We start from the raw sequence: 24,991 nt of genomic DNA, 5'->3' as shown, positions 1-24,991 counted from the left end.
TGCTCCGCTCAGGCTGCCGCGCGGGCACGGGCCTGCAGGCGCAGGCGCTGGAAGTACACGTCCTCGAGGTCGGGCGCCACTGCCGCAAAGCCGTCGCCGGGGTCGTTGGCGCTGTGCACGTGGATCACCGGGCGGCCACCGACCAGGCGGGTGGACAGCACCACGTAGCGCGCTTCGTGGTCGGCCAGTTCCGAAGGATCGACCTGCTTGCGCCAGACCTGGTGCTGCAGGGCGTCGATGGCTTCGGCAGGGCGGCCGGTCAGCAGTACCTGGCCCTTGTTCATGATCGCCATCGTCGGGCACAGGTCGGTCACGTCCTCGACGATGTGGGTGGACAGGATCACCGCCACGTTCTCGCCGATGGCCGCCAGCAGGTTGAGGAAGCGGTTGCGTTCTTCCGGGTCGAGGCCGGCGGTGGGCTCATCGACGATCACCAGCCGCGGGTCTCCCAGCAGCGCCTGGGCGATGCCGAAGCGCTGGCGCATGCCGCCGGAGTAGGTGCCCAGCTTGCGTTTGCGGGCGTCCCACAGGTTCACCTGCTGCAGCAGCCCATCGACCACCTCGCGGCGCTGCGCGCGCTGGGTCAGGCCCTTGAGCACCGCGAAATGTTCCAGCAGGTCCAGCGCGCTGACTTTCGGATACACGCCGAAATCCTGCGGCAGGTAACCCAGCCGGCGGCGCACCGCATCCTTGTCGCGCAGTACGTCGATCGGCGCCTCGCCTGGAATGCTAAGGGTCGCCGTGCCGCTGTCGGCCTCCTGCAGGGTGGACAGCGTGCGCATCAGCGACGACTTGCCGGCGCCGTTGGGGCCGAGCAGGCCGAACATGCCGCGCGGGATGTCCAGGGTGACGTTGTTGAGCGCATGCACGCCGTTGGCGTACGTCTTGGACAGCGAATCGATCTTCAGCATGCGACGTACACCTTTCCATGGGCGATGTCTGCGCGTTATCCGCGCATCAGCCTCCGTGCGCATCCGCCGTTGGTCATGGGGGGAGAATTCCGCCGTCGCACGTTGGGGCGTGGCGGCAGGCCTGGCAGCGCTTACCGGCGCAGCGACGATTCCCGCACCACCAGCTTCACCGGGATGCTCTGGCTCTCCACCGGCTGCCGACCGATCAGCGCCAGCAGGCGTTCCACCAGCAGCTGGCCAGCCTGCTTGGTGTCCTGCTGCACCGTGGTCAGCGCCGGGGATACCGAGGCCGCCAGCGGGATGTCGTCGAAGCCGGTTACCGCCACGTCCTGCGGCACCCGCCGGCCGGCGTCGCGCAGGGCCCGCATCGCGCCGATGGCGATCAGATCGCTGGCGGCGCAGATCGCATCGATCGGTTCACCGCGCGCCAGCAGCGCCTGGCAGGCCTCCTGGCCCGACGCCTCGGTGGTGATCGCATCGTGCTGCAGCGCCGGTTCGGCGGCCAGGCCGTGGTCCTGCAGGGCCGCGACATGGCCGCGGTAGCGCTCCTGGAATTCGGGGTAATGGCTGGAGGCATGGCCGAGGAAGGCGATGCGGCGGCAGCCCTGCTGCAACAGGTGGGTGGTGATGTCATGCCCGCCCTGGAAGTTGTCGCTGCCGATCGAGACACCGGGTTGGCCGGGCAGGGCGGCGCCCCAGCGCACGAAGTGCGTGCCCTGTTCGACCAGCCGCTGCAGGCGGTCGCGCGATTCGTGGTAGTCGCCGTAGCCGAGCAGGATGATGCCGTCGGCCTTGTTGCTGTCCTCGTAATCGGCCTGCCAGTCGGTGGACAGTTGCTGGAACGAGACCAGCAGGTCCTGCCCATGCAGGGCGCAGGCACGGGTGATCGAGCCGAGCATCGAGTGGAAGAACGGGTTGATCAGCGAGTCGTCGTTGGTCGGGTCCTCGAAGAACAGCAGGGCCAGGGTGCCGGCGTTGCGCAGGCGCAGGCTGGAGGCGTTCTTGTCGACCTTGTAGTTCAGTTCGCGGGCGATGCGCAGGATGCGCTCGCGGGTCTCGGCGTTGACCATCGGGCTGCCACGCAGGGCCCGCGACACGGTCGGCTGGGATACCCCGGCCAGGTGGGCGATGTCCAGGGAGGTGGCTTTGCCTTTGATCGTCATGGGCACGCGGGAGGGGGCTGGGGGAAGGTGCTTGGGCATGATGCCATGGGTAGACGCGAATGCCCCTCTGGAGGTCCGCCGAAGCGAGGGTAAGTCATTGCCGGACAAGGAAATCAGTTCAATCCCCCTGCGCGGCCGGGGTCTTCTGACCGGGCGGATGGCGGCGGCAATGCTAAGATGCATCGTTCTCGCATTCCCCCAAATTTCAACAGGGGCGGCCCAGCCTACTGCACCCCCGCCCGGGGCTGTGCTATCACTGGCGGTCTGCCCTTGGACAACGGACGAAGGTACCTATGGCGCGCGGCATCAACAAAGTCATCCTGGTCGGCAATCTCGGCAACGACCCGGACGTGAAGTACACCCAGGGCGGCATGGCGATCACCCGCATCAGTCTGGCCACCACCAGCGTCCGCAAGGACAAGGATGGCAACCAGCAGGAACGTACCGAATGGCACCGTGTGGTGTTCTTCGGCAAGCTCGGCGAGATCGCCGGCGAGTACCTGCGCAAGGGCAGCTCGGTCTACGTCGAAGGCAGCCTGCGCTACGACAAGTACACCGGCCAGGACGGCGTGGAGAAGTACTCCACCGACATCATTGCCGATGAAATGCAGATGCTGGGCGGCCGTGGTGAAGGCGGCGGTGGCGGCGGTGGTGGCAACTACGGCGGCGATCGTCCGCAGCGCCAGCAGGCGCCGCGCCAGGAGTACGGCGGCGGTGGCGGTGGCCAGCGTGGCGGCCAGGGCGGCGGCTATGGCAACCAGGGCGGCAACCAGGGCGGCGGTTACGGCAACCAGGGTGGCAACCAGCGCCCGCAGCCGCAGCAGGCTCCGCCGATGGACGACTTCGCTGACGACGATATTCCGTTCTAAGCCACAATCCGGTTCTACCGGTGCATCTACCCGATGGCAGGGAATTCCGGTTCCCTGCCATTTTTGTGCCCGCACCGCGTCGTTGGGTCGCTGTTCGGCACCCGGGCGCAGCACATGACGGCTTTCAGCGAATTGCCCCATTTCGCTTCAACCGCCCCTTCAGCGATGGCGGGATTACGCCCTCCTGCCGACCCTTGACAAGGGAGTTGGCCCCCCCCAATCTCCCGCTCCGGGGATGCGCTCAACGGAAGCAGCGCACGGGAACGTTATGCCACAGGGAGACGCGGCACCTACGGTGCCGGGGGACGAGGGGGCGCACGGACACCAGGACCTGGCACTGCGGGGGCTGGTGCTGCTTGCTCAATTCCATGGCATCGCAGCTGACGCGAGTCAGCTGGCGCATGATGCTGGATTGGGCAATGCGGCCATGGACGAGACGACACTGGTACTGGCCGCCCGCAAGCTGGGCTTGAAGGCCAGGGTAAGTGCGACGGCGCTGGCTCGCCTGGCGATGACCAGCCTTCCTGTGCTGGCCCTGGGTGACGACGGCGACGCCTTCATCATTGCCCGCATCAGCGGCGATCAGGTACTGATCCATGATCTCGCCCAGCGGCGTCCGCGAAGCATCGACATGCCCACGCTGCAGCAACGCTATCGTGGACGTCTTCTTCAGGTTGCCTCGCGGGCGTCCGTACTTGGCGAGCTGGCGCGCTTTGATTTCAGCTGGTTCATTCCTGCGGTCATCAAGTACCGGAAGATGCTGCTGGAAGTCTTCGTCGTCTCCTTCTTCATCCAGCTGTTTGCCCTGGTGACGCCCCTGTTCTACCAGGTGGTGATGGACAAGGTGCTGGTGCATCAAGGCCTGACCACGCTGGACGTGATCGCGATCGGCCTGGTGTCGATCGCCGTCTTCGACGTAGTCCTGAGCGGACTGCGTACCTATGTATTCGCCCACACCACCAGCAAGATCGATGTCGAACTTGGTGCGCGCCTGTTCCGCCATGTCCTGGCATTGCCGCTGGCCTACTTCGAGTCCCGTCGCGTAGGCGACACCATCGCCCGCGTGCGCGAGTTGGAGAACATACGCAATTTTCTGACCGGGCAGGCCCTGACGTCGGTGCTAGACCTGTTCTTCACCGCGGTCTTCCTCGCTGTGATGTTCTACTACAGTGGCTGGCTGACGCTGATCGTGGTGATCTCGCTGCCGGTCTACGCGCTCATTTCGGCCGGCATCACCCCGGTGCTGCGCAAGCGGCTGGATGAGAAGTTCGCACGTAGCGCCGACAACCAGTCCTTCCTCGTCGAGACGATCAGCGGCATCGGAACGGTCAAGGCCAGCGCGGTTGATCCGCGGGTGACGCGTACCTGGGACAACCAGCTGGCCGGCTATGTGAATGCCGGCTTCGGGGTCACCAAGGTTGCCACCGTTGGCCAACAGAGCGTGCAGCTGGTGCAGAAGCTGGTCAGCGTCGCCATACTGTTCTGGGGCGCGAAACTGGTGATCGACGGGGGGCTGTCGCTGGGCCAGCTGATCGCGTTCAACATGCTGTCCGGCCAAGTGGCTGCACCGATCATCAGGCTGGCGCAGCTGTGGCAGGAGTTCCAGCAGGTCGGGATCTCGGTCCAACGTCTGGGCGACATTCTCAATACACGTACGGAACTGCCCGGCAGCCGCATGGCGCTGCCACCCATCCGTGGCGATATCACGTTCGAGCGGGTCGGATTCCGCTATCGAACTGATACGCCGGAGATCCTCGCCGGCATCGACCTGCACATCCCGGCCGGACAGGTCATCGGAATCGTTGGGCGCTCGGGATCCGGCAAGAGCACGCTGACCAAGCTGGTCCAGCGCCTGTATACGCCAGAGCGCGGCCGTGTGCTGGTGGATGGGCATGACCTGGCACTGGCCGACCCCGCCTGGCTGCGGCGGCAGCTGGGCGTTGTACTGCAGGAGAACTTTCTGTTCAACCGCAGCGTGCGCGACAACATCGCGCTGAGCGACCCCGGCATGCCGTTGGACCGGGTGATCCAAGCAGCCACCCTTGCGGGTGCGCATGAGTTCATCTCCGCACTGCCCGAAGGCTATGACACGCGGGTGGGAGAGCATGGTGCTGGTCTTTCCGGTGGTCAGCGGCAGCGCGTGGCGATCGCGCGTGCGCTCATCACCGATCCGCGCATCCTGATCCTGGACGAAGCGACCAGCGCGCTGGACTACGAATCCGAACATGCGGTGATGGCCAACATGCGCGAGATCTGCAAGGGGCGAACCGTCATCATCATCGCCCATCGCCTGTCCACCGTGCGCAGGGCCAACCGCATCGTCGTGGTCGATCGCGGCCTTATCGTGGAGAGTGGAACCCACGATGAGCTTCTGACCCAGTCCGATGGCCACTATGCCCAGCTGCACCGCCTGCAGCAGGGGGCCGCATGAAGCATGTCCGCGAAGGTCTGCGTGATTTCGCTGCACGCTATATCTCCGTGTTCAAAGCGGCCTGGCGGAATCGTCACGCGATGGATCCATTGCCGCGCGAGGCCGACGAGCGCGCGTTTCTTCCCGCTCACCTGGAGTTGGTCGAAACGCCGACCTCACCCGCCGCACGTTGGACCCTTCGCATCATCATTACGTTTTTCTGCGTGGCGTTGCTCTGGGCCACGATCGGCAAGCTCGACATCGTTGCGGTGGCGCCTGGAAGGACCGTCGTCGATTCGCGTACCAAGGTGGTGCAGCCGGTGGAAACCGGCGTGGTGCGGCGCATCCTGGTGCGCGACGGCCAGGTGGTGAAGGCTGGGCAGGTGCTGATCGAGCTTGACCCGACCGCAACCGCAGCCGATGTGGTCAAGTCCAGCGACGCCTTGTTGAATGCACGGATGACCTCGATGCGCCTGCTGGCACTGGACATGGCCGTGCAGGCGGGTGAAGTGCCAGTGATCCCGGTGGAGCCGGACCTGCCGGCCGACCGCGTCCTTGCCGAGCAGATGCTGGCGCGCAGCCAGTACGAGGCACTGCAGGCCAAACGGCATAATCTGCGGGCTGTGATCTCACAGCGTCGCGCCGAATGGGATACGGCCCAAGCTGCGGTGAAACCACTGGAGGAATCGGCGCGAATCTCAACGTTGCGCGCAGACGATTACCGCAGCCTTCTGGAAGGTAACTACGTCGGTCGCCATGACTATCTGCTCCGCGAGCAGGAGCGCATTGCCGGCGAGCGGGACCTCGTGACCCAGCGCAACCGACTGCAGGAAATCCGGTCCGCCCAGCGTGCCGCCGAGGAAGAGCTACGCGTACTGATGGCGGATTTCCGGCAGCAGACCCTGGATGGCCTGCGCGCGGCGCAGGAGCAGATAGGCCAGATGACACCCGAAGTCTCGCGCTCGGGGCAGCGTGACCAGCAGAAGATCCTGCGTGCGCCGGTCGATGGCACCGTGCAGCAGTTGGCCGTGCATACCGTGGGCGGCGTGGTCACCCCCGCACAGCCGCTGCTGGCCGTGGTGCCCAGTGAGGAAGCGCTGGAAGTAGAGGCCAGCATCCTCAACAAGGATGTCGGTTTTGTCCGCAGTGGCCAGCCGGTGACGGTGAAAGTCGAGAGCTTCCCGTACACGCGCTATGGGTACCTGACGGGCAGGGTAGTGAGCGTTTCGCATGACGCCTTGCAGGACGAAAAGCTTGGCCTGGTGTTTCCGGTGCGGATACGCCTGGACAGCGCAATGCTGGAGATTGATGGCGTTCGCGTGCGGATGACGGCTGGCATGAACCTGAATGCGGAGATCAAAACTGGCAAGCGGCGGGTGATCGACTACCTGTTGAGCCCGTTGCGCCAGCATGCGGGCGAAGCGATGCGTGAGCGCTGACGCACTGCTCCCAGGCAGCTTCCTCTTCTCCCTAAACTCCGTCCCGCTTTCCGGGAATAGCTCGTACAGGGCGGCAGGCCGTCGTACCGGAAGATCCGCCTGACAGCTTTCCACCAAAAGATCCTGGAGATGGACGTGACCGAGCTGAATCTGATCCGTGGTACGCAGGGAAAGGACGAACTGATTGGGACGGCGGCCGCCGATCTCATGGAGGGCCTGGCGGGAAACGACACCATCAACGGTGGCCTGGGCGATGACATTCTCGTAGGCGGCGCAGGCGACGACATACTCACTGGTGGCGCAGGAAGCGATACCTATCGATTCAGCGCAGGCTTCGGCAACGACTCCATCTACAACGACGGTGAAAGCTATCTGGATGTCGATGCCATCGAATTTGATGGGTCATTCACTCCGGACATGATCCGTGTTTCGCGGACGTGGAACGGTGATCTGGTTCTGATGGCGGGCGTCAATCAGACAATCACCGTCAACGGCCATTTCGATGTCTGGTCGGGAGCATGGAGATCCCGGATTCACGAGGTCAGGTTCGTCGATGGTACCGTGTGGGACCAGGCCGCACTGCAATTGTTGACACAGCGGCCCGACGAGACCGATCAGTACATGCGCGGTGGAAGCGGCGCGGATTACCTCTCCGGCGGTGGCGGAAATGACTACCTTGACGGCGCCGAAGGCGACGACGTGCTGGATGGCGGCGATGGTGATGATGAGCTTGTGGGGGGCGAGGGAGACAACGTGCTGATCGGAGGGGCGGGGAACGACCGGCTCCAAGGTGGGTATGGCAGCGATACCTACAGATTCGGCGCTGGCTTCGGGCAGGACACCATTTCAGATCGCTTTCATCAAGCCTACCCCGGCTCGATGAATGTGGTTGAGTTCGACGCCAGCATCCAGTCGTCGAACATCGTGGTTTACCGGTCCGGGAACGAGCTGATGATCGCGGATGCATCAGGATCGAATAATGTCATTTCGGTTGTCTCCCACTTTTCTGGAGACCGGGGCATCAATGCAATCCGCTTCTCCGATGGGACCTACTGGGATCGAACCCGCCTGGAAGAACTGGCGGTCATTCCGAGTCAGTTTGGCCAGTATCTCTATGGAACCAGCGGTGATGACGTCATTGACGGGCTCGGTGGTGATGACACGATCTGGGGTGAGGAAGGTAACGATCACCTGTTCGGCGGAGATGGCAATGACACAGTGGATGGGGGGCTGGGAAATGACATCGTCGATGGAGGTGCCGGAGACGATCAGCTTTATGGTGGAGAAGGCGACGACACGCTTTATGGCGGAGATGGCAATGACACCCTTTCCGCAGGCTCGGGTACGGATGTCCTCGTAGGCGGCCGCGGCAACGACAGGATTGACTGGGGTGAGGGTAGCTCCACGATAGTCTACGAGCGGGGGGACGGCTCTGACTACGCTTACAGCTGGTACTCGTCCAGTTCCCTGTCGCTGCAGTTTGGTGCAGGAATCGACGCGGCACAGGTGCTGTTCCTGCGTGAAGGCGACAATCTGTCCGTCCAGATCGGTGGCACGGTCTTTGATCGTGAGACGGAGGGAGGAGATGGCGTCTATCTGAGCTCGTTCTTCTCGCCTTCTGTGAATTTCGCCGGGGTGCACTTCGCGGATGGCAGTGAAATTACTGCCTTGCAGTTGCAGCAGGTAACGCTGAGTGCGATGTATGGAAGCTCGCTCGGAGATCATCTGGTTGGAACTTCCGGGGCAGACTATCTGGTTGGTTTCGCAGGTGCCGACACGCTGGAGGGCGGCGATGGCAATGACGTCCTTGAAGGTGGTGCCGGAAATGACCTGCTGATCGGCGGGCTGGGCAACGATCGTTATCTGTTCAACAAGGGATGGAGCAAGGATGTAATCCAAGGCTCCCTGTCTGCCGGGGGCGCCGACTTTGACAGCTTGGTGTTCGGCGAGGGAATCCAGCGCAGCGATATTGCAATCAGCAGCGATGGCTTCGATCTGCTGATTTCCAGGTCAGGAACCAGCGACAGCGTCCGCGTGCAGGGTTTCTTCCATGATCCTGGTGCTGGCACAGATCGTCTGATCGATGAGATGCGCTTCATCGATGGAACGTCGTACAGTGTCGACGATATCTATCTCGCACAACAAAAGCCCACGTCGGCGGAACAGACCATCCATGGTAGAGGCATCAGCGATGTCATCGACGGAGGCGGCGGAAACGATCGCATCTTCGGCTATGGGGGTGACGACATCCTGATTGGCGGATCCGGTCATGATCACCTTGTCGGCGGCAGCGGCAGTGATATCTATCGATTTGAGATGGGCTGGGGCCAGGATTCAATCGACAACAACGCCGACGATTTCGATGCTACCGACGCCGACACCATTGAGTTTGGGGCGGGAGTCGCCGCAGATGATATGCGTGTCTACAGTTCGCAGGGCAATCTGATTCTTCAGCATGCTGATGGCAACTGGGTATCGATCGAGAATTTCTTTGCAGGTCCCAATCCTGTCCAGGCAGTCAACTTCGCTGATGGGACACATTGGGGCCTGGAGGCGTTGATCGGAATGCAGATGCGAGGCGACGGCAGCGACCAGTATCTGCATGGCAGTTCGAGCAATGACCTGATGCGTGGTCTCGCTGGCAACGATGTGCTGCTGGGCCATGCCGGTGATGACAGTCTTGAAGGCGGAGACGGCGAAGACGTGCTTGATGGCGGTACCGGGAATGATGCCCTTGATGGTGGTGATGGCAATGACATGTTCCTGTTCGGTCGGGGAAGCGGCCATGATCAGGTCCTCTCCAGTGATCCGGACGGCATCTACTGGGATGTCGTACAGATGGGGCAAGGCGTCAGCGCAGCCGAGGTCTCGCTGTCTCTCGCCGGCCGGGATCTGGTTCTGAGTCTTGATCAGGGCGCGGATAGTCTGACGTTGAAGGACTACCTGCCCGAAGACATCAATGGGTGGCCCACCTCGATCGATGAAATCTGGTTCGCCGATGGGACTGTGTGGGACGCCGGGAGCGTGTTGGGTGCATTGGCGACCACGTCCTCCGGCCTCGCCGCTGTTGGGGATATTGCGCAGAGCCAACGCATGGTGGCAAGCATGGCCAGCTTCGCCGGGGGCGCGGCTTCGGTCGCCGCACACTGTGCGGTGGCGCCTTCGCAGCACTACGTTCAATTGCTGGCCTGATAGTCATGGCGGTTGGTGTCGAGGGGCCCGTTGCTGTTGTGCCCACAGAGTTCAGGATGAGCGGTGCGCATCTGGGAGATCTGCTGCTGGCCCTCCCGGCTATCGGTGCCGCTTTGCGCAGTGGTCCTGTGGTGGTCTCCGGCCTGGAACCTCGCCATTTCACTGCATTGCGCGGCCTGCCATGCGAATTCCGACACGTCCACGGCGGTGAGGGCAGGACACTGCGGCCTCGTTTCCAACCGGGCGAGCACCGCACGGTCGCCTGGCTGAGGGCACTCGGAGATGATGCACAGCCAGTCAGGGTGCCTGTTCCGGTGCATGGTCTGCAGCAGGCGCGCACGCTGCTGCAGACCGAAGGCTGGGCACTGCTCAGTGTATGGGCTGATCATGCCAGCAAGCGCTGGCCCTTGATTCACTGGGCCATGGTCGCCCGCGGACTGCAGGCCCGGGGCTATCAAGTCGCCCTGATCGGACCCGCTCAATCTCGGGGCCTGGAATCGGCGCAGTGGCCGCCAGGGGTGCGTGATCTGCGTGGCATGGATACGCCTCTGACCTGGCCGGCACTTCTCACCCGTGCTGCGCTCGTCGTCAGCCTGGACACCGGGTGCGTGCATATGGCCGACGCACTGGGGATACCGGTCGCTGGTCTCTATGGGGTCGCTGACCCGGCGGAATACGCGCCCTTTTGGCAGAGGCATGCCTGCATCCATGCGCCTTCCATGGAGGAGATTCTGCCCCGGCATGTGATGGCGCTGATCGACGCCAGGACGGAGCGATGAACCCACCCTCTGTCCCCTAAACTTGCTTCCCGGCCGCGGGATAGGTGGTGTATGGAGCGCTCAAGCAAGGCGCTCGTTCACCAGACAAGGGGCAGGGCATGGCCGCAGTTGTTTCCGGGAATGGGTTGGGTCTGTTCAACAGTTCATTGCAGAGCGGTCTCGCGGCAGGCGGGATCGATCGCTTGGGTGCACAGGCCAGCGACAGGCACTTTGTCAATGTCGCCAACGGCAACCTGGTGCTGAGCAGCAGGGACGAACAGCTTCTGTTCCGCGGGATGGTGCTCGGGCATGTGCGCACGTACAACAGCCAGGGGCTCGCCAGCCAGGTCGGCGACGACGGTTGGCTGACCGGATTCGAGCGCCGCGTGGAGCTTCTGTCCGGGATGGCGAACGCTGCCGGATCCATCGTGCGGCTGCACGTGGGGGATGGCTCGTTCCAGGACTTCACCTACGACGGAAACGGTGGCTATCGCGCGACGAGCGGCGAAGGGGCCCACGACACGCTCGTCTACTCATCGGCCACCCGCAGCTGGACCTATGTCGAAGGCACGAGCCGGCGGGAAGAGACCTATGCCGATCACGCAAATCCCAATCTGAAGGGGCGCCTTACGCGCATCCGCGATCTTCGTAGTGATGCCGCCATGCCCGTCACATGGGACGTGCTGTATGACGGCGCCGGCCGCATCTCGCAGATACGCAGCAAGGATACTTCCGCCGGAGCAACACCGGACGCGCTGGTATTCACCTATGACAGCAACGGACGCCTTTCTGGGCTTTCGACACGCGAGAACGGTGTGCTGCTGGGGCAGGTCAACTATGGCTATGACGCCGTTGGGCGTTTGACCAGCGTACTGGTCGACCTCACGCCACGTGATGGTGCCGGAGACCAGGATGCGTGGAACGCTGCACTGCCCTCTGCCAATGACGGCTACCTGTACCGCACGGTCTACACCTACGCCGACTCCAGCAGCCTCAGAATCAGCCAGGTGAAGCAGGGAGACGGCAGTACGGTCAGCTATACCTATGACACGCAGGGACGCGTCGCCACCGTGACTACGGGGGATGTCAATGGTGCGCACTCTACATTGACCTATACCTACGACCCGGCGAATGCCCGGACGGATGTGTCGGAGGATGGTGGACGGACCTGGTCGTACTTCCACAACGATCAGGGGCAGTTGACTGAGATCCAGTCGCCGGCTGTCGATGGACTTCGGAACGTCAGCCGTTACAACTACGACCAGGATGGGAATCTCACGCAGGCGGTCACCCTGCGCGGGAACCAGCGTCTATCGCAGGTGGACTACCAGTACGACAGCAATGGCAATCTGCTGTGGCAGTGGACCGCGGTGGATCCTGACAACTCCGCCGCATCCACCGCCGTTCAACGGACCTACACGGCGACCCATCAGATCGCCTCGGAAACCGCCTACAGTGGGCTGGACGCGGATGGTGCAGGTGCCGCGTCAACGGCGTCTGGCGGTGTGACAACGAGCTACGTGTACGACGCACAGAACCGCCTTCGCTTTCTCGTCGGCGCTGCCGGCGACGTGACCGAGCGCATCTATCATGCGTCGGGAACCGGTATTGGCCAGCTTGCCAGCGAACGGCGATATCTGGGCTCCGCCTTCAGTGGCACACCCACGTTGTCGTCATTGGAAGCTTGGGCCACTCCAGCGCAACGGAGCAGCAGCGGCCTGGTCGAGTACAGCTACGACCTGCGTGGCAGACTGAGCCAGACCCGCGCCTTCGACGCCGTGGACCAGGATGGTAGCGGGCTGATTGGCGATGGAACCGAGATCACCGACTTCGTGCATGATGCGCAAGGCCTGCTGAGGGAAAGGACAGTTGTCCGCCATGCAAATGGTGCTGCGGCAGCCGATGGGCATGTGAGCCAGTCCACCAGCTTTGCCTACGACGGGATGGGGCGGCTGCTTGCGGAAGTGGTACAGGAGCGATGGACATCGCCCGGCCAGACGCTACAGGTCAAGCAGCTGCGCAGCACAACCTGGACTTATCAGGACTCGGGAAGCGCGGTGCGCGCCAGCATCGAAGCTGGAAAGGCGGGCGATGGCAGCGGTAATGACCTTCTGCGCGTCGAACTGCGCAATGCTGCCGGGCTGCTGATTGCGGTTACCGAGTCCGTCATGGATGGCACTGGAAATCCCCACAGCACGCAGCACTACTATGATGCGTCGGGGCAGCTTCGAGCGAGCGAAGATGCCAATGGTAGCCGCATCTACTTCTTCTACGACGAGGCAGGACGCCTTGCCGGGAAGGTCAGCGCAACGGGCTCGGTCGAAGAGTATGTGCGTGATGGTCTGGGCCGCATCATCACCACCATTGGCTTCGCCAATCAGATTACGACAGCCGGATGGCTGGTGAATGGCGCCGTAGTTCTGGACCGACTGGGCGATATCCGTCCGGCCCAGGACGCGCAGGACCGTCGCACGACATCTTCATACGATGCGATCGGGCGAAAGCTGCAGGATGTGGATCCGGAAGGCACGATCACGACCTACAGCTACGACGGCGCTGGCCGGCTGCTGACGTTGACCAGGACTGATGCCGCTGCGACGACGAGTACTGCTCGAATTGAACGCCATCTCTACGATGGAGCCGGTCGCGAAGTTGGTCGGTTGGACGCTGCAGGCTACCTCACCGAGTTCCGCTACGACAGCGCTGGTCGACTGGTGGCGACCGTGGTCTATGCCGTGGCCACTGCAGAGCCGAACCGGGCAACAGGAAGCCTGGATGCACTGCGTCCCCAGTCCAGCGGTGCAGACGCGATCACGTACCGCTTCTACGATGGGCGCAGCAACCTGATCGGATCACTCGATGCCGAGGGTTACCTGACGGAATATGTATACGATCAGGCGCGGAACCAGCGTGGCACGATCGCGTATGCGACCCAGCTTTCGGACGTCAGCCTGCAGGGCGGCTTCTCCACACTTCTTGCAGCCGCGAAACAGGGCCCGGCGCGCACCGTTCTGCGCAGCTATGACGCGCTGGGTCAACTGGTGGTTGAGGTCTCACCGGAAGGGGCCGTCACCCGTTTCACTTATGACGCACAGGGTCATCTGGTCCAGACCCGCTCCGACGCCATGGGCAATGACGTGCGCGATGGCATCCGGCGCTACGACGCCTTTGGAAATCTGGTCGGTGAGCTCAACGGTGAGGGTGCTTCCCTGTATGACGCAGACCTGGAACCTGCGGAGATCGATGCCCTCTTTGCCAGCTACGGCGTGCGGCATACCTACGATGCAGTTGGCCAGCGCATAGAGAGTATCGACGCTGAGGGCAATCGGACCTGGTACTTCTACGATCGCTCGGGACGGCTTACCCAGACCATCTACGGCGTCACCGATGGCAACGGTGTGCGGAATGCGATGGGTGAGGTGGAAGAAACCCGGTACTCGGCGTTTGGTCAGGTGCTGGAAACGCTTCGCTATTCCGGCCGCATCGCGCTGCAGCCGCCATTCGGGCGCGAGCAGGCAGAGGTGGCGGCGCTGGCACTTCAGTTCGTGGCGACGGTCGATAGCCGCAGGCAGTACCAGTATGATCGCGCGGGAAGATTGATCGAGCAAAGCAGCGCGCTGGGGTTCAAAACCCGCTCCTCTTACAACGCATTCGGTGAACTGGTTCTTCGGGAGGAGCAGCGTTCAGCCTCCTCCTGGACGGTGGAGGCGCACGCATACGATCAGCGCGGTCTGGAGGTTTCATCCGCGCAGGATGTGGGTGGTCTGGAACGGACGAAAACGGCGGTGTACGACGCCTTTGGCCGTGTGCTGCACAGCGTTGATGGTCAAGGACTGCAATCAAATTTCAGTTATGACAGGGTAGGGCGCCAAGTCGCCGTAAGCCGGACCGTGGCTGGTCGACTCGAACAGGCACAAACGTTATACGACGCATATGGACGTACGTTGAAGACGGTCGATGCACTTGGGCGCGTGACCGAAATTGCATACGACGATACCGGCAGGATCATGACAGTAACCTCGCCTGAGGGATTGTCAGTGGTCACCCACTACAACGCTCACGGCGAGCGTATCGAGATACGCAGGCCGGACGGCTATGTGCGCCGCTTTGATTACGATAAGGAGGGGCGCCTGATCGGAGATGGCCTGCGCCGCGACGAATATCCCGAGTGGGAGTTCGAAGAGAAGGTCCACTACAGCTATGATGCCCGGGGAAACCTTATCGAAAAGGGTGATTTCACCGGTGCCAGAACGACCTACACGTATGATGCACGAGGTCGCGAGCTGACCCGTACGGATGATGGTTACACGAGGGACCAGTCCGGGGAGTCGCACTACGACGTCGGCGCCCACTGGAGCTATCGCTATGACGGCCAGGGGCGGCGGATATCGGTAACCGATGGCGCAGGCGTGCAGACAGTGATGGTGCATGACCTCGATGGACGCCTTCTTGAAAGCGTGGTTGATCCGGCTGGCCTGGCCATCACGACGCACTACGCCTGGGATGGGGTGGGCAACCAACTGAGCGTGACGGAGGCCGCGGGCACTGCTGCGGAAAGCACGACGCTGTACACCTACGATGGCCTCGGCCGCAGGATCAGTGAAACCCGCGCCTCCGGTAGTCTTGATCTGACCACACAATACACGTTCGATTCCCGCGATAACGTGGTGTCGCGTCGTGATGCCGCAGGCAACGTAACCCGATTTGCCTATGATGATGCCGGTCGCCTCCTGCTGGAGGTGGACGCATTGGGCGGGGTGGTCGAGTACCGCTACGATGTGGCTGGCCAGAAGACATCCAGCAGACAGTACGGCACGGTCATCGATCTGCAGGGGCTGGCGCTGCCCGCGGGTGAGCAGGAGATTCGCGCGCGAATCGTCGTTGATGCTGCACGCGACCGCGTGGTGTATCACCGCTACGACGCGGACGGCCGCCAGACAGTCAACGTGGATGCCGCTGGTGCGGTCACTCGGTACATCCGGGATTCCCAAGGTGGAGTGGCGCAGACCCGGACTTACGCGCAGGGGCTGACGCTGGGTGCTGCGCAGCGTGAGGCGCTGGAGAGCGGGGTACTTGATGCGGGCGGTATCCTGGCGGCCGTCGTGTCCGATGACACCCGTGACCGGATCGACTCCTATCTGCGCGACGGTTCCGGCCGCGAACAGATTCATGTCGATAGCGCCGGCGCCGTCTACCAGACTGCGTACGACAAGGCGGGCCGGGTCATCGGAACCTGGATCATGCAGTCGCGGGTCCCGCTCTCACTGCATGAGCAGATTGCAGGCGGGCAAGAGCCCGACCTCTCCGGGATCGATTGGTCGAAAGGAGCCAATCACGCTGTCGATTACATCTATGATGGGGCAGGACGCCTAGTTGCCAAGCTGACGTGGGCGGCCTCGGTCGATGGTCCGGAAAGCTACAGTGGGAAAGCGAATGTCGCTCGGGTGCAGCGCTACGTCTACGATGAGGCTGGGCGTGCGACCGCCACCATCGACTATGGCGTTGGCCCACAATGGTACTTCCCGTCGCTCATGGCGGCTGCACCATCCATAGGGGCGGCGTCGTTCCCGAGCGACGGTAGATACTGGAACACCCTCGCGGCGCTCCTTGAAGCGATTCCGCATGACACGAACGGTGACGTCCCGCAGCGCGTTACGCGGCACATCTACGATGATGCCGGTCGCGAGCGCTTCCGGATTGCTTCGGATGGCACTGTTCAGGAAATGCGCCCTGATGCCCTTGGGCGCAATGTTGAGGCGCTCAGCTACGGTGTCGCTGTCCAGGATCAGGAATGGACGGCCGATGCGCTGGAAGCACTGCTGGCTGGTGTTCAGGACGTTCGGCATTCGCGTCAGGAGTTTGATGCGGCGGGTCGCGTGACCGCGCGCTTCGATGCGTTCAATGCGGTCGAGCGCTATACGTACGATGGACTCGGCCAGGTACTTCAGTACACCGACAAAAATCTCGCCACCTGGACCTATGGGTACGACGCGGCGGGCCGACGGACGAGTGAGACAAGCCCACAGGTGGTGGTATCGACGGTTGCCGCCGACGGCAGTGTCGGCAGCGTCTCACGCTCGATCGTGACCCGCACCGAGTTCGACATTTTTGGAAACGTGGTGCGCCGCATCGAGGATGCTGGCACCAGCAGCGCTCGTGTGACGGAGTATGAGTACGACAGCCGGGGCTTGCAGACCCGGATCCGCTTCCCTGATGCAGGTGCACTGAATGGCAGCGGCCAAATTGCCGCCACTGGGGTACGCCCGACCATTGACGTGACCTATGACCTGCTCGGACGGGCAGTGATGCAGAAGGACGTGCTCGGAAACTTCAGTTTCAAGAGCTACGACAGCGCCGGTAACCTCCAGTATGAGGTTGATGCGGAAGGTTACGTCACCGGTTACACCTACAACACCGCAGGCGAGCAGATCGAACTTCGTCGCTACGCCAACGCGATAGCCACGTCTCCCGGTGTGGTCCTCGGTTCAGGGGATATTGCCGGTCGTCTTTCTCCGGAGCCAGGCCGCGACCGCATCCTGATCACACGCTACGACTCCGCCGGCAAGAAGTTACAGGTTTCCGAGCTCAACTATCGTCAGGGTGGTTGGCAGAACACCTGGAACTACTTCTATGGTTCAACGAAGCAGTTCGAGTACAACACCTATGGCGAGCTGGTCTACGAGGGCGACCTGCTGGTAGAGCCCGGCAGCTACGAGTACGATCCCGAGCAGTATGAATCTTTCACTTGGACGTACACCCAGTGGAATCAGAACGCCTACTTCTACGATAGCGCTGGTCGCAGGATCAAGCGCATCGATAGCGAGGGCTATGTCACCCTTTGGGAGTACAACGACCGAGGTGAGGTCGTTCGCGAGACACAGAAGGCGGAGGCTGAGGGTTACTGGCCATACGACGGCCGACAGGGGTCGAGCAAGGTTCCTACGTCGATCGGCCATGATCGGATCATCGAGTGGAGCTATGACGCGCTGGGCCGCCGCACAAGCGAGCGGCAAAGCCGCGGTGTGCCCGCCGATGGCCAGTTCGTCGAAACGACCACCGAGTACGACGCGGGTGGGCGCGCAGTCGCAGTTACCACTCAGGGTCAGCGCACCCAGACGTCCTATGACGCTCAGGGAAGGGTCATTGCGGTTCTGGAGAGTGAGCGGGACGTAGTCAACGGCAATGCCGACCAGCTTCTGGCGTCCACGTCGATTGGTCTGGCCAGCCAGGCGCTCTATCGACGTGCCTCGCCGTACAGCACGATGGCCTACGACGCCTTCGGAAACGTGGTGCAAGTGCGGCGCTATGCCGATGGAGCGCAGGCCGGGCAGACCCCGGTGGCTTCTTCGCGCGACCAGGTGCACACCACGCTGTACGACTGGCAGGGACGCAACGTGCTGGAGCGCGATGTGTCGGGTACGGTCTATGCCCGCCATTATGACGCCGCGGACCACCTGCTGAGCACGCGTTCCAGGCTCGATGGCAGCTCTGGTCGTTGGGTGGAGGTCGTCAATGAGGCTACCTACGATCGCACTGGACGGCAGCTGACCAGTCATGTCTATCGTGAACTGCACCAGGGCCAGGGAAGTGCTGTTGTCGGCGTTGAATCGGACGCGCGCTCGCAGGTTCGCTACAACGCATTCGGTGAGATCATCGCCAAGGACAGTCGTCTGGATACCGGTCTGGCGACGAGTGCCTTCTCTGCGCAGTATGTGTACGACGATAATGGCCGTCTGACCGCAAGTAACGCTGACGGCGGCATCTGGCGCTATTACAGTCATGACTTGGCAGGCAACGTGCTGTCCGAGCGGCACGCGGTTCGGGATGGAACGGGTGCGCTGATCGAGGTCGAGACGCGCATGGAGCTGGACCACCGAGGCAGGCTGCTGCGTCAGTACACGGCGGGCAACAACGACGAGGTGAATGACTACGCCCTTACCGAGCGAAGCTATGACGCCTGGGGGAACGTACTGACGTTGACCGACGCACTCGGCAACATGACGTACTACGAGTACAACCAGCTCAACCAGCTGACGCGGGAGGTCAAGCCGACTGTTCGTGTGCTCGCAGCGGATGGCAGTGTGTCCCAGGTTGCGCCCGAGTTGCAGTGGCAGTACGACCTGCTGGGCCGCCTGACAGCAACCCGTGACGCGAATGGAAACTGGAAGCGTAGTGCCTACGATGCAGCGGGCAGAGAGACATACGCGGAGGATGCATTCGGCAACCGAACACTGACTGCTTACGATGTTTTTGGCCAGAAGCGTTTCAAGCAGGACCCGTTGGGTTATCTGACATTCCTGGAGTACGACCAGGGTGGGCGCGTTTCGGCTCAAGGCGACTTCCTGCGTGAGCAGGATGGAGTTGCTCGTACCAAGGCAGTGCGGGAACGCTACGTGCTCAACCAGAACGGTGACCGCCTGCGCGTGACCGATGCGCTGGGCTACGCCAACACCTTCGATTATGACAGTCGCGGGCTGGTCATTCGCAGCAGAACGGCAGCGGGTGTCTCGATGTCCTATGCCTATGATGCGCAGGGCAACAGGACCCGCGAAACCAACGCATTGTCGGACCCGACGCTGGCCGCAGAAGGCCAAGTGGTCTTTGCAGGAGGAATGGTCGATTCGCATGCCATCGTGGTCGGTCAGCCATTCAACTACGCTTTGCCGGGCGCGGTATTCAGCGTGGCTGGTGGGGAGACTCCGGCAGTCAGCGCCCGTGTCGAGTTCTGGGATCCAGTCGCGCATGCCTATGTACCGGCGCAGGGGCTGATCTACGACCCGCAGACCCGCACGGTATCAGGTACACCCCTGCAGTTGGGTGCCTATCGCATTGTCTATACGGCTACAAGCAGCGTACATACAAGCGCCACTGCGACAGCGACGCTCAATGTCATGTCCCAGAGTGCCTTTGACAGCTACTATGCCGGTTCGCCGGGAGCCAGCGCCGGCCTGTTCAACCAGAAGGGTCAGGCCGGGCAGTCGTTCACCTATCAGATTCCGGCCGGCACCTTCATCGATACCCAAGGCCAGGGCCTCAGCTATGCAGCGTATGTCTACGCGCCCGTAGAGCAGTACGACCCCGAACTGCGGGAGCACACCACCAGCTATGAGTGGATCTCCGTGGGGCAGGGTGGTGATTCGAGCGGGCTGGGCTTCAATGCTGCAAACGGCGTCCTGTCCGGGACGCTCGCGGCTGGAACCTGGCAGATCCAGATCGTAGCGACTTCGCCGAATGGCCGCTCCCGTGCGCTCACCCTGGAGATCGAGGGGCAGTACAACAATGGGCGCCGCTCCAAGCTGGATGATGAAGGCGAGCTGGTCTACCTCGATGAGAAGACGTGGGACTTTGACTACTTCGGCCGCCTGGTGGATCACAACGATCTGGGTGGTGCCGATTACGACTACAACTACGACGCTCAAACCGGGCAGTTGCTGGGTGAGAACAGCAAGTGGACCGAGGACGCCCGGCAGTACTCGACGCCCATCAATGACTACTGGTACGAGCGCGACTGGAGGGAGCAGGGCCTGGACTCCGAGCTGGTTGGCCTGGACCTTCCTGATCCGGTGCTCATCAATGATCCGGCGCGCAGCTACAGCTACTACCGTTCGGGAGCGCTGAAGGAGCTCAAGGAAGGCAACAACTGGTTCCGCTATCAGTACGACGCAGCGGGCAACCGAGTGCAGGAAGAGGCCTATACGCACGACGCGGATGGCCAGATCCTGCACATCGTTACCAAGGTGAGCTATGACGCTCATGGCCGTATCGTCAAGGTGATCCAGCAGGATATCGGGGCGAATCGCCGCCTGTTGGAACTGAACTATGACTACGATGCCGCCGGCAACCGACGTCGGGTGCTGGCGCGTTCCGCGTATGACGCGACCTCGCCGGGCATCGACATCAATGGCCTCACCAACCCGGACTTCGAGAACGGCTCATTCGGCTGGAATCTGGGCGACGGATGGTCGGTTGTCGAGGGGGGGGAAGGCAGCAGCAAGCTGAGAGCGCAGTTCAATCTCACCGGTCAGAGCCGGATCCTCAACAAGCAGCGCGTGGAAGTACGGGAGGGAGAGACGCTTACCGCAGCGGTCAGGGTAGATCAGGGTGCCTCCAGCGCCGGCGAGGCGGGCGCGGCCGTCATCATCGAGTGGTATGACCTTGCCGGCAACCTGATCTCGACCTCTGAAGGCAATATGGTCGATTCGGCTTCCGGAGGGGCGGTCTACGAGTCCCGTGTAACCACCACGGTGCCGCCAGGGGCCATCTTCATGTCTATTGGCGCGCGCGCGTTCCGCACGGGCGGTGGTGATCCTCTGTTCATCGACAATTTCAGCTGGGGTGCAATGCCCTACAACGGCGAAATGCGCAACGTGGGTGGCTGGGATTATGGCGCTGGTTGGGACTACTCGTACGATTATGGTGGCTCGGCGGTCTTCAACCTTACTGGTGAGGGTCGAATGGTCAGCCGGGATCGGGTCAATGTGCGTCCGGGCAGCAGTGTCAGTGCCAGGGCGAATGTCCAGCAGGGCGCATCCAGCGCAGGTGAGGCGTGGGGGGCCGTGTTCCTTCGTTTCTACGATGCCAATGGCAACGTAATTTCGGACGTGGATGGCAATCGTGTCGATAGTGGCTCCGGCGGTGAATGGCATTCATCCATGCTGGTTGCGCGTGTCCCGCCGGGTGCGGTGAGTATGGCGGTCGGAGGCGTCGCTGCGCGCTATGGTGGTGGCGACCCGCTGTGGATGGACGATTTTAGCTGGAACTTCGAGCGTGAAGGAGACCTTGATCCGACCGGCAACTTTGTGGATCCGAACCTGAGCGATCCCTACAACATGCCAGAGCCGTTCAAGGTGTACTGGTATGACTACGATGCGGAGAATCGCGTCAAGGTCGCCAATGGCCGCATGGTGGACGGGCACATCGTCCTGGGCAATGCGGATGTCAGTTATGCATTGGACTACGATGAAGCTGGTCGCGCCGTCCGTCGGCGCTACCTTGCCGGCCTTACTGAAGTTTCAGAGACCACGCAGTATGACGAGCGCGGTCAACGTCTCCGTGTCTTCCAGTCCGTGCCGCTGAATGGAAGTGGGCCGCTGGCCTTGAAGGAAAGCTACAGCTACGACGCAGTCGGCCGTGTCATAGAGAAACGTGAGCACTTTGCCAACGGCAGCACACGCAACGGTGTGGATACCTCCGGCTGGCTCAAGCATGGCGAGGTCTACACGTACGATGCCGACGGACGCATTCTCAATCAGCAGGTATACGGACGCCAGCTGGGTTGGACGGCAAGCGCGCAGGCAGACGGTGGCGTCTGGCAGTCGAGCAATCTGGCTGCATTGCAGAACCTGGCCGCGGTGGACTATCAGGCCTTTGGCTATGACGAGGCCGGCCGCCTGCGCGGTTACAGCTATCGCTATTCGCAGCATGAAGAAGGCAGCGGTGCCCAGGCCTCTGACCCCAAGGGCTACACGCATCGGTACATCTATGCCTACGAAGCCCGCGACAGCTATCTGGAATCGCGCGTCTACGGCAGCAGCAGCAATCAGAACTTCCGCGCCTCCACCAGCTACAGCAGCTACGATGCCTGGGGCCGTCGTGTCGCGGTACGCGAGCAGACACCCCTGAGCAATGATCTTGGCAAGCTGGACGACCGTATCCGCTACTTCAGCTACGACGCCACAGGCAACATCCTACGCCGGCGAGAAGGTTCACTGAGCAACGGTGTGTTCACTCAGAGCGCGGCACAGCAGACCCAGACTCAGCTCTATGCGTACGTGGGTGGTCAACTGGTTGCGTCGGGCAAGCGCAATGGTGATGTGGATGTTGTTGGGCGCCTTACGGCTTACCAGAGCAACAGCGCGGCCGGCAGCTCACGCACGACCGTCCTGGCGGGTGAGACCCTGCGAGTCATCGCCCAGCGTGTATATGGTAATGCGAACCTCTGGTACGTACTGGCCGAGGCGAACGCTATCGCAGATGACAGTGGACTGACTGCGGGTACCACGCTGGTTGTGCCGGAGGTGCAGGTCACGTCCAACGATGCTGCAACGTTCAAACCGTTCAATCCCCAGGAGGCGATCGGCAATACATCACCGTCGCTGCCCTACATCGAGCCGCCGCCGAAGGAGCATTGCAACGGTATCGCAACGGTACTGATGGTGGTGGTGGCTGTGGTCGCTGCGGTGTTTACCGCAGGTGCTGCGCTGGCGGTCCTGGCGCCTTCGCTCATGGCCGCGGGCGGCGTAATGGCGACAGGCGCGGCTGTACTTACCGGAGGAATCGCGGTGAGTGGCGCAGCAATGGGCGCCGTTGCCGCAGGTGCTGCTGTCGCTGGCGCGGCGTTCGCGGGTGGCATGGCCGGCAGTATTGCCAGCCAGGCAGTCGGCAAGGCGATGGGCGTGGTCGACAGTTTCAGCTTGAGAAGTGCGGTCAGCAGCGGCTTGGGCGCTGCGGCCGGCGCCGGCATTGCCGGCTCCATCGGCGGAGGCGCCCAGGTGAGTGAGCTGATCCAGGCCGGAAGCTACGGCCGGGTTGCCGCGATTGGCGCAGCAAATGCAGCTGCCGGCTATGCAGCAGGCAAGATTGCTGGCGTCGCTGACACGCACTTTAGCTGGCGTGCCATCGCGGCGAATGCAGTGAGCTCGGTGGTGGGTGGAAAGATCAATCAGTCTTTTGGACTCAGCAGTCAGCCGTTCGTATCTGACGGGCTTGTCAACGACACTGTTGGGGGAATGGTGGGCGGCATTGTAAGTCTGCATACGCGCCGGACATTTGGACTCGGCGACAAGATTCACTATGGAGCGATAGCGGCAGACGCATTCGGTAATGCGTTGGGCTCATCTTTCGCATCTAATATCGACAAATATGTGTCTACTCTAGAGAGAGAGAGCAGTGCTTCCGTGGCCGGTGGCAGAAGCTTCTCAGAGCGATATCCGTATGCAACAGCCGAGCTAGGCGAACGTGGCTCAGCTCTTGGGGATGGCAGTCCGGAAATCCGCTCAACCGACAACATTACCAACTTCCCTGCGGTTCAAGTGAGAGTGTCTGACGCGGAGTGGATGGCTCACGGCCTCACCATGGAGCAGATCGCCCAGTTGAGATGGGCATTCGCCAGTCACGCAATAGCGCAGCAGGATAGCGGGCGCGGAAATGAGATCAATCTCAGTGCGTTTGATGTCGGCGCTACCGACGTCAATACGGCAGCACGGCGGCAGGTCGACCAGCTCCGCGCATACTCAAACAGTGTTTCTGCGCCAATAGGTCTCCCGGATCGCGCCATTGGCGACGTTGTTCGGGAGGCCGTTGATGGCTACTCCTTGCCGATTCGCTCAGTGTTTGCGCTGAACATGGCCGCCCAGGATTCAGCGTTGATAGCGATAAAGCAGGGGATGAACGCAATCCGGGACATGTCACGGCAGGCAGTTGAAGACTCGACCTCCGCGCCGGAGGCCATGATCGCCTCGGGCGTGTACGCGATCAACAGTGTGACTGACGCTGTGGTATCGGGTGCGGCGGACAGCCTGAGGTTCTTCACAAGTTCGAGTGAGCGTCAGAGAACGCTCTCTGGCATGGCTACTCTGGTGACCACCAATCCGGTGGTTACTGGTCAGGCCGCATGGACCCAATGGACGTCGCTGTCAACTGAAGATAGGCTGCGGTATGGGGGCGCAATTATCGTGACCTTGCCTCGGGGCGCGACTGCCTTGGCTGATGTTCTGCCCGTGGGATCAGCGGGCGGGTACCGCTCGCCTGTTTCGATGATTGGCGCTGTGGGGGATATTAGTAGGGGGCGTGCGGCATCGCCTAACAAGTTCGCGGAAATGAGTTCGGTTGAGCGCCGCGCGCTTCTAGTCGTAAAGGCTGAAGCAAATGCGCAACGCCGTCTCGAGGATATGGAGCGTCTAACCCCAGGCGCGCACTTTGTCGAAAAGCACGGCGCACAAACCTCCCTCCCCTCTCAGTTCAACAGGGCTGCCACTGGGGCCAACCCAACAACCGGTGTAATTCAGAACATTCCTTCTGCAGCTACGCGATTCATGAGTAGTAGGGATCAATTGAATGCAATTCTGAGGGCGGAGCACATATACGAGACAACGGGTGTAAAGGCGCTTGCTCAAAGGCCCATTCGATTTGATAGGATCATGGGCGAGGGATATGATAGGCATCTAAATTACGGGACCCAGCAGTCTGTTCAGGTTTGGGTTAATAATAACGGAAGGGCTGTTACGGCATTCCCAATATATGGTTATTGA

8 protein-coding genes are annotated in these 24,991 nt (G+C 62.0%); 6 read left to right on the top strand and 2 right to left on the bottom strand.

Going from position 1 to position 24,991, the window contains the following annotated elements; translation table 11 throughout:
* Positions 1-8: 8 nt before the first annotated feature.
* Positions 9-911, bottom strand: coding sequence for an ABC transporter ATP-binding protein (locus HLA98_RS02960; protein ID WP_057499784.1), 903 nt, complete (start codon positions 909-911; stop codon positions 9-11).
* A gap of 131 nt (positions 912-1,042) precedes the next feature.
* Entirely contained in the window at positions 1,043-2,074 is a 1,032-nt protein-coding gene (locus tag HLA98_RS02955; RefSeq protein ID WP_057499783.1) for a LacI family DNA-binding transcriptional regulator, read from the bottom strand.
* Positions 2,075-2,367: 293 nt separating this feature from the next.
* Between HLA98_RS02955 and HLA98_RS02950 the strand changes: the two genes are divergently transcribed.
* From HLA98_RS02950 to HLA98_RS02925, 6 genes are all read left to right on the top strand, one after another.
* A complete protein-coding gene (locus tag HLA98_RS02950; protein WP_006423759.1) occupies positions 2,368-2,943 on the top strand; it encodes a single-stranded DNA-binding protein in 576 nt (191 codons plus the stop codon).
* Positions 2,944-3,211: 268 nt separating this feature from the next.
* The gene (locus tag HLA98_RS02945) at positions 3,212-5,374 is read left to right on the top strand and encodes a type I secretion system permease/ATPase (protein WP_057499782.1); all 2,163 of its coding nucleotides are present in this window, start codon (positions 3,212-3,214) and stop codon (positions 5,372-5,374) included.
* Positions 5,371-6,792: an HlyD family type I secretion periplasmic adaptor subunit gene (locus HLA98_RS02940; protein ID WP_057499781.1), complete on the top strand. Its 1,422-nt coding sequence runs from the start codon at positions 5,371-5,373 to the stop codon at positions 6,790-6,792. The genes HLA98_RS02945 and HLA98_RS02940 overlap by 4 nt, the downstream gene beginning before the upstream one ends.
* Before the next feature lie 135 nt (positions 6,793-6,927).
* Entirely contained in the window at positions 6,928-9,984 is a 3,057-nt protein-coding gene (locus tag HLA98_RS02935) for a calcium-binding protein (RefSeq protein ID WP_160320746.1), read from the top strand.
* 56 nt (positions 9,985-10,040) lie between these two features.
* A complete protein-coding gene (locus HLA98_RS02930; RefSeq protein ID WP_160320745.1) occupies positions 10,041-10,763 on the top strand; it encodes a glycosyltransferase family 9 protein in 723 nt (240 codons plus the stop codon).
* A gap of 98 nt (positions 10,764-10,861) precedes the next feature.
* The gene (locus tag HLA98_RS02925) at positions 10,862-24,991 is read left to right on the top strand and encodes a DUF4595 domain-containing protein (protein WP_057499777.1); all 14,130 of its coding nucleotides are present in this window, start codon (positions 10,862-10,864) and stop codon (positions 24,989-24,991) included.

It is taken from the genome of Stenotrophomonas africana (genome assembly GCF_013004645.1).
GTDB classification, from domain to species: Bacteria; Pseudomonadota; Gammaproteobacteria; order Xanthomonadales; family Xanthomonadaceae; genus Stenotrophomonas; species Stenotrophomonas africana.
The sequence above is the reverse complement of the archived record's forward strand: the minus strand, read 5'-3'. Positions and strand labels throughout refer to the sequence as shown.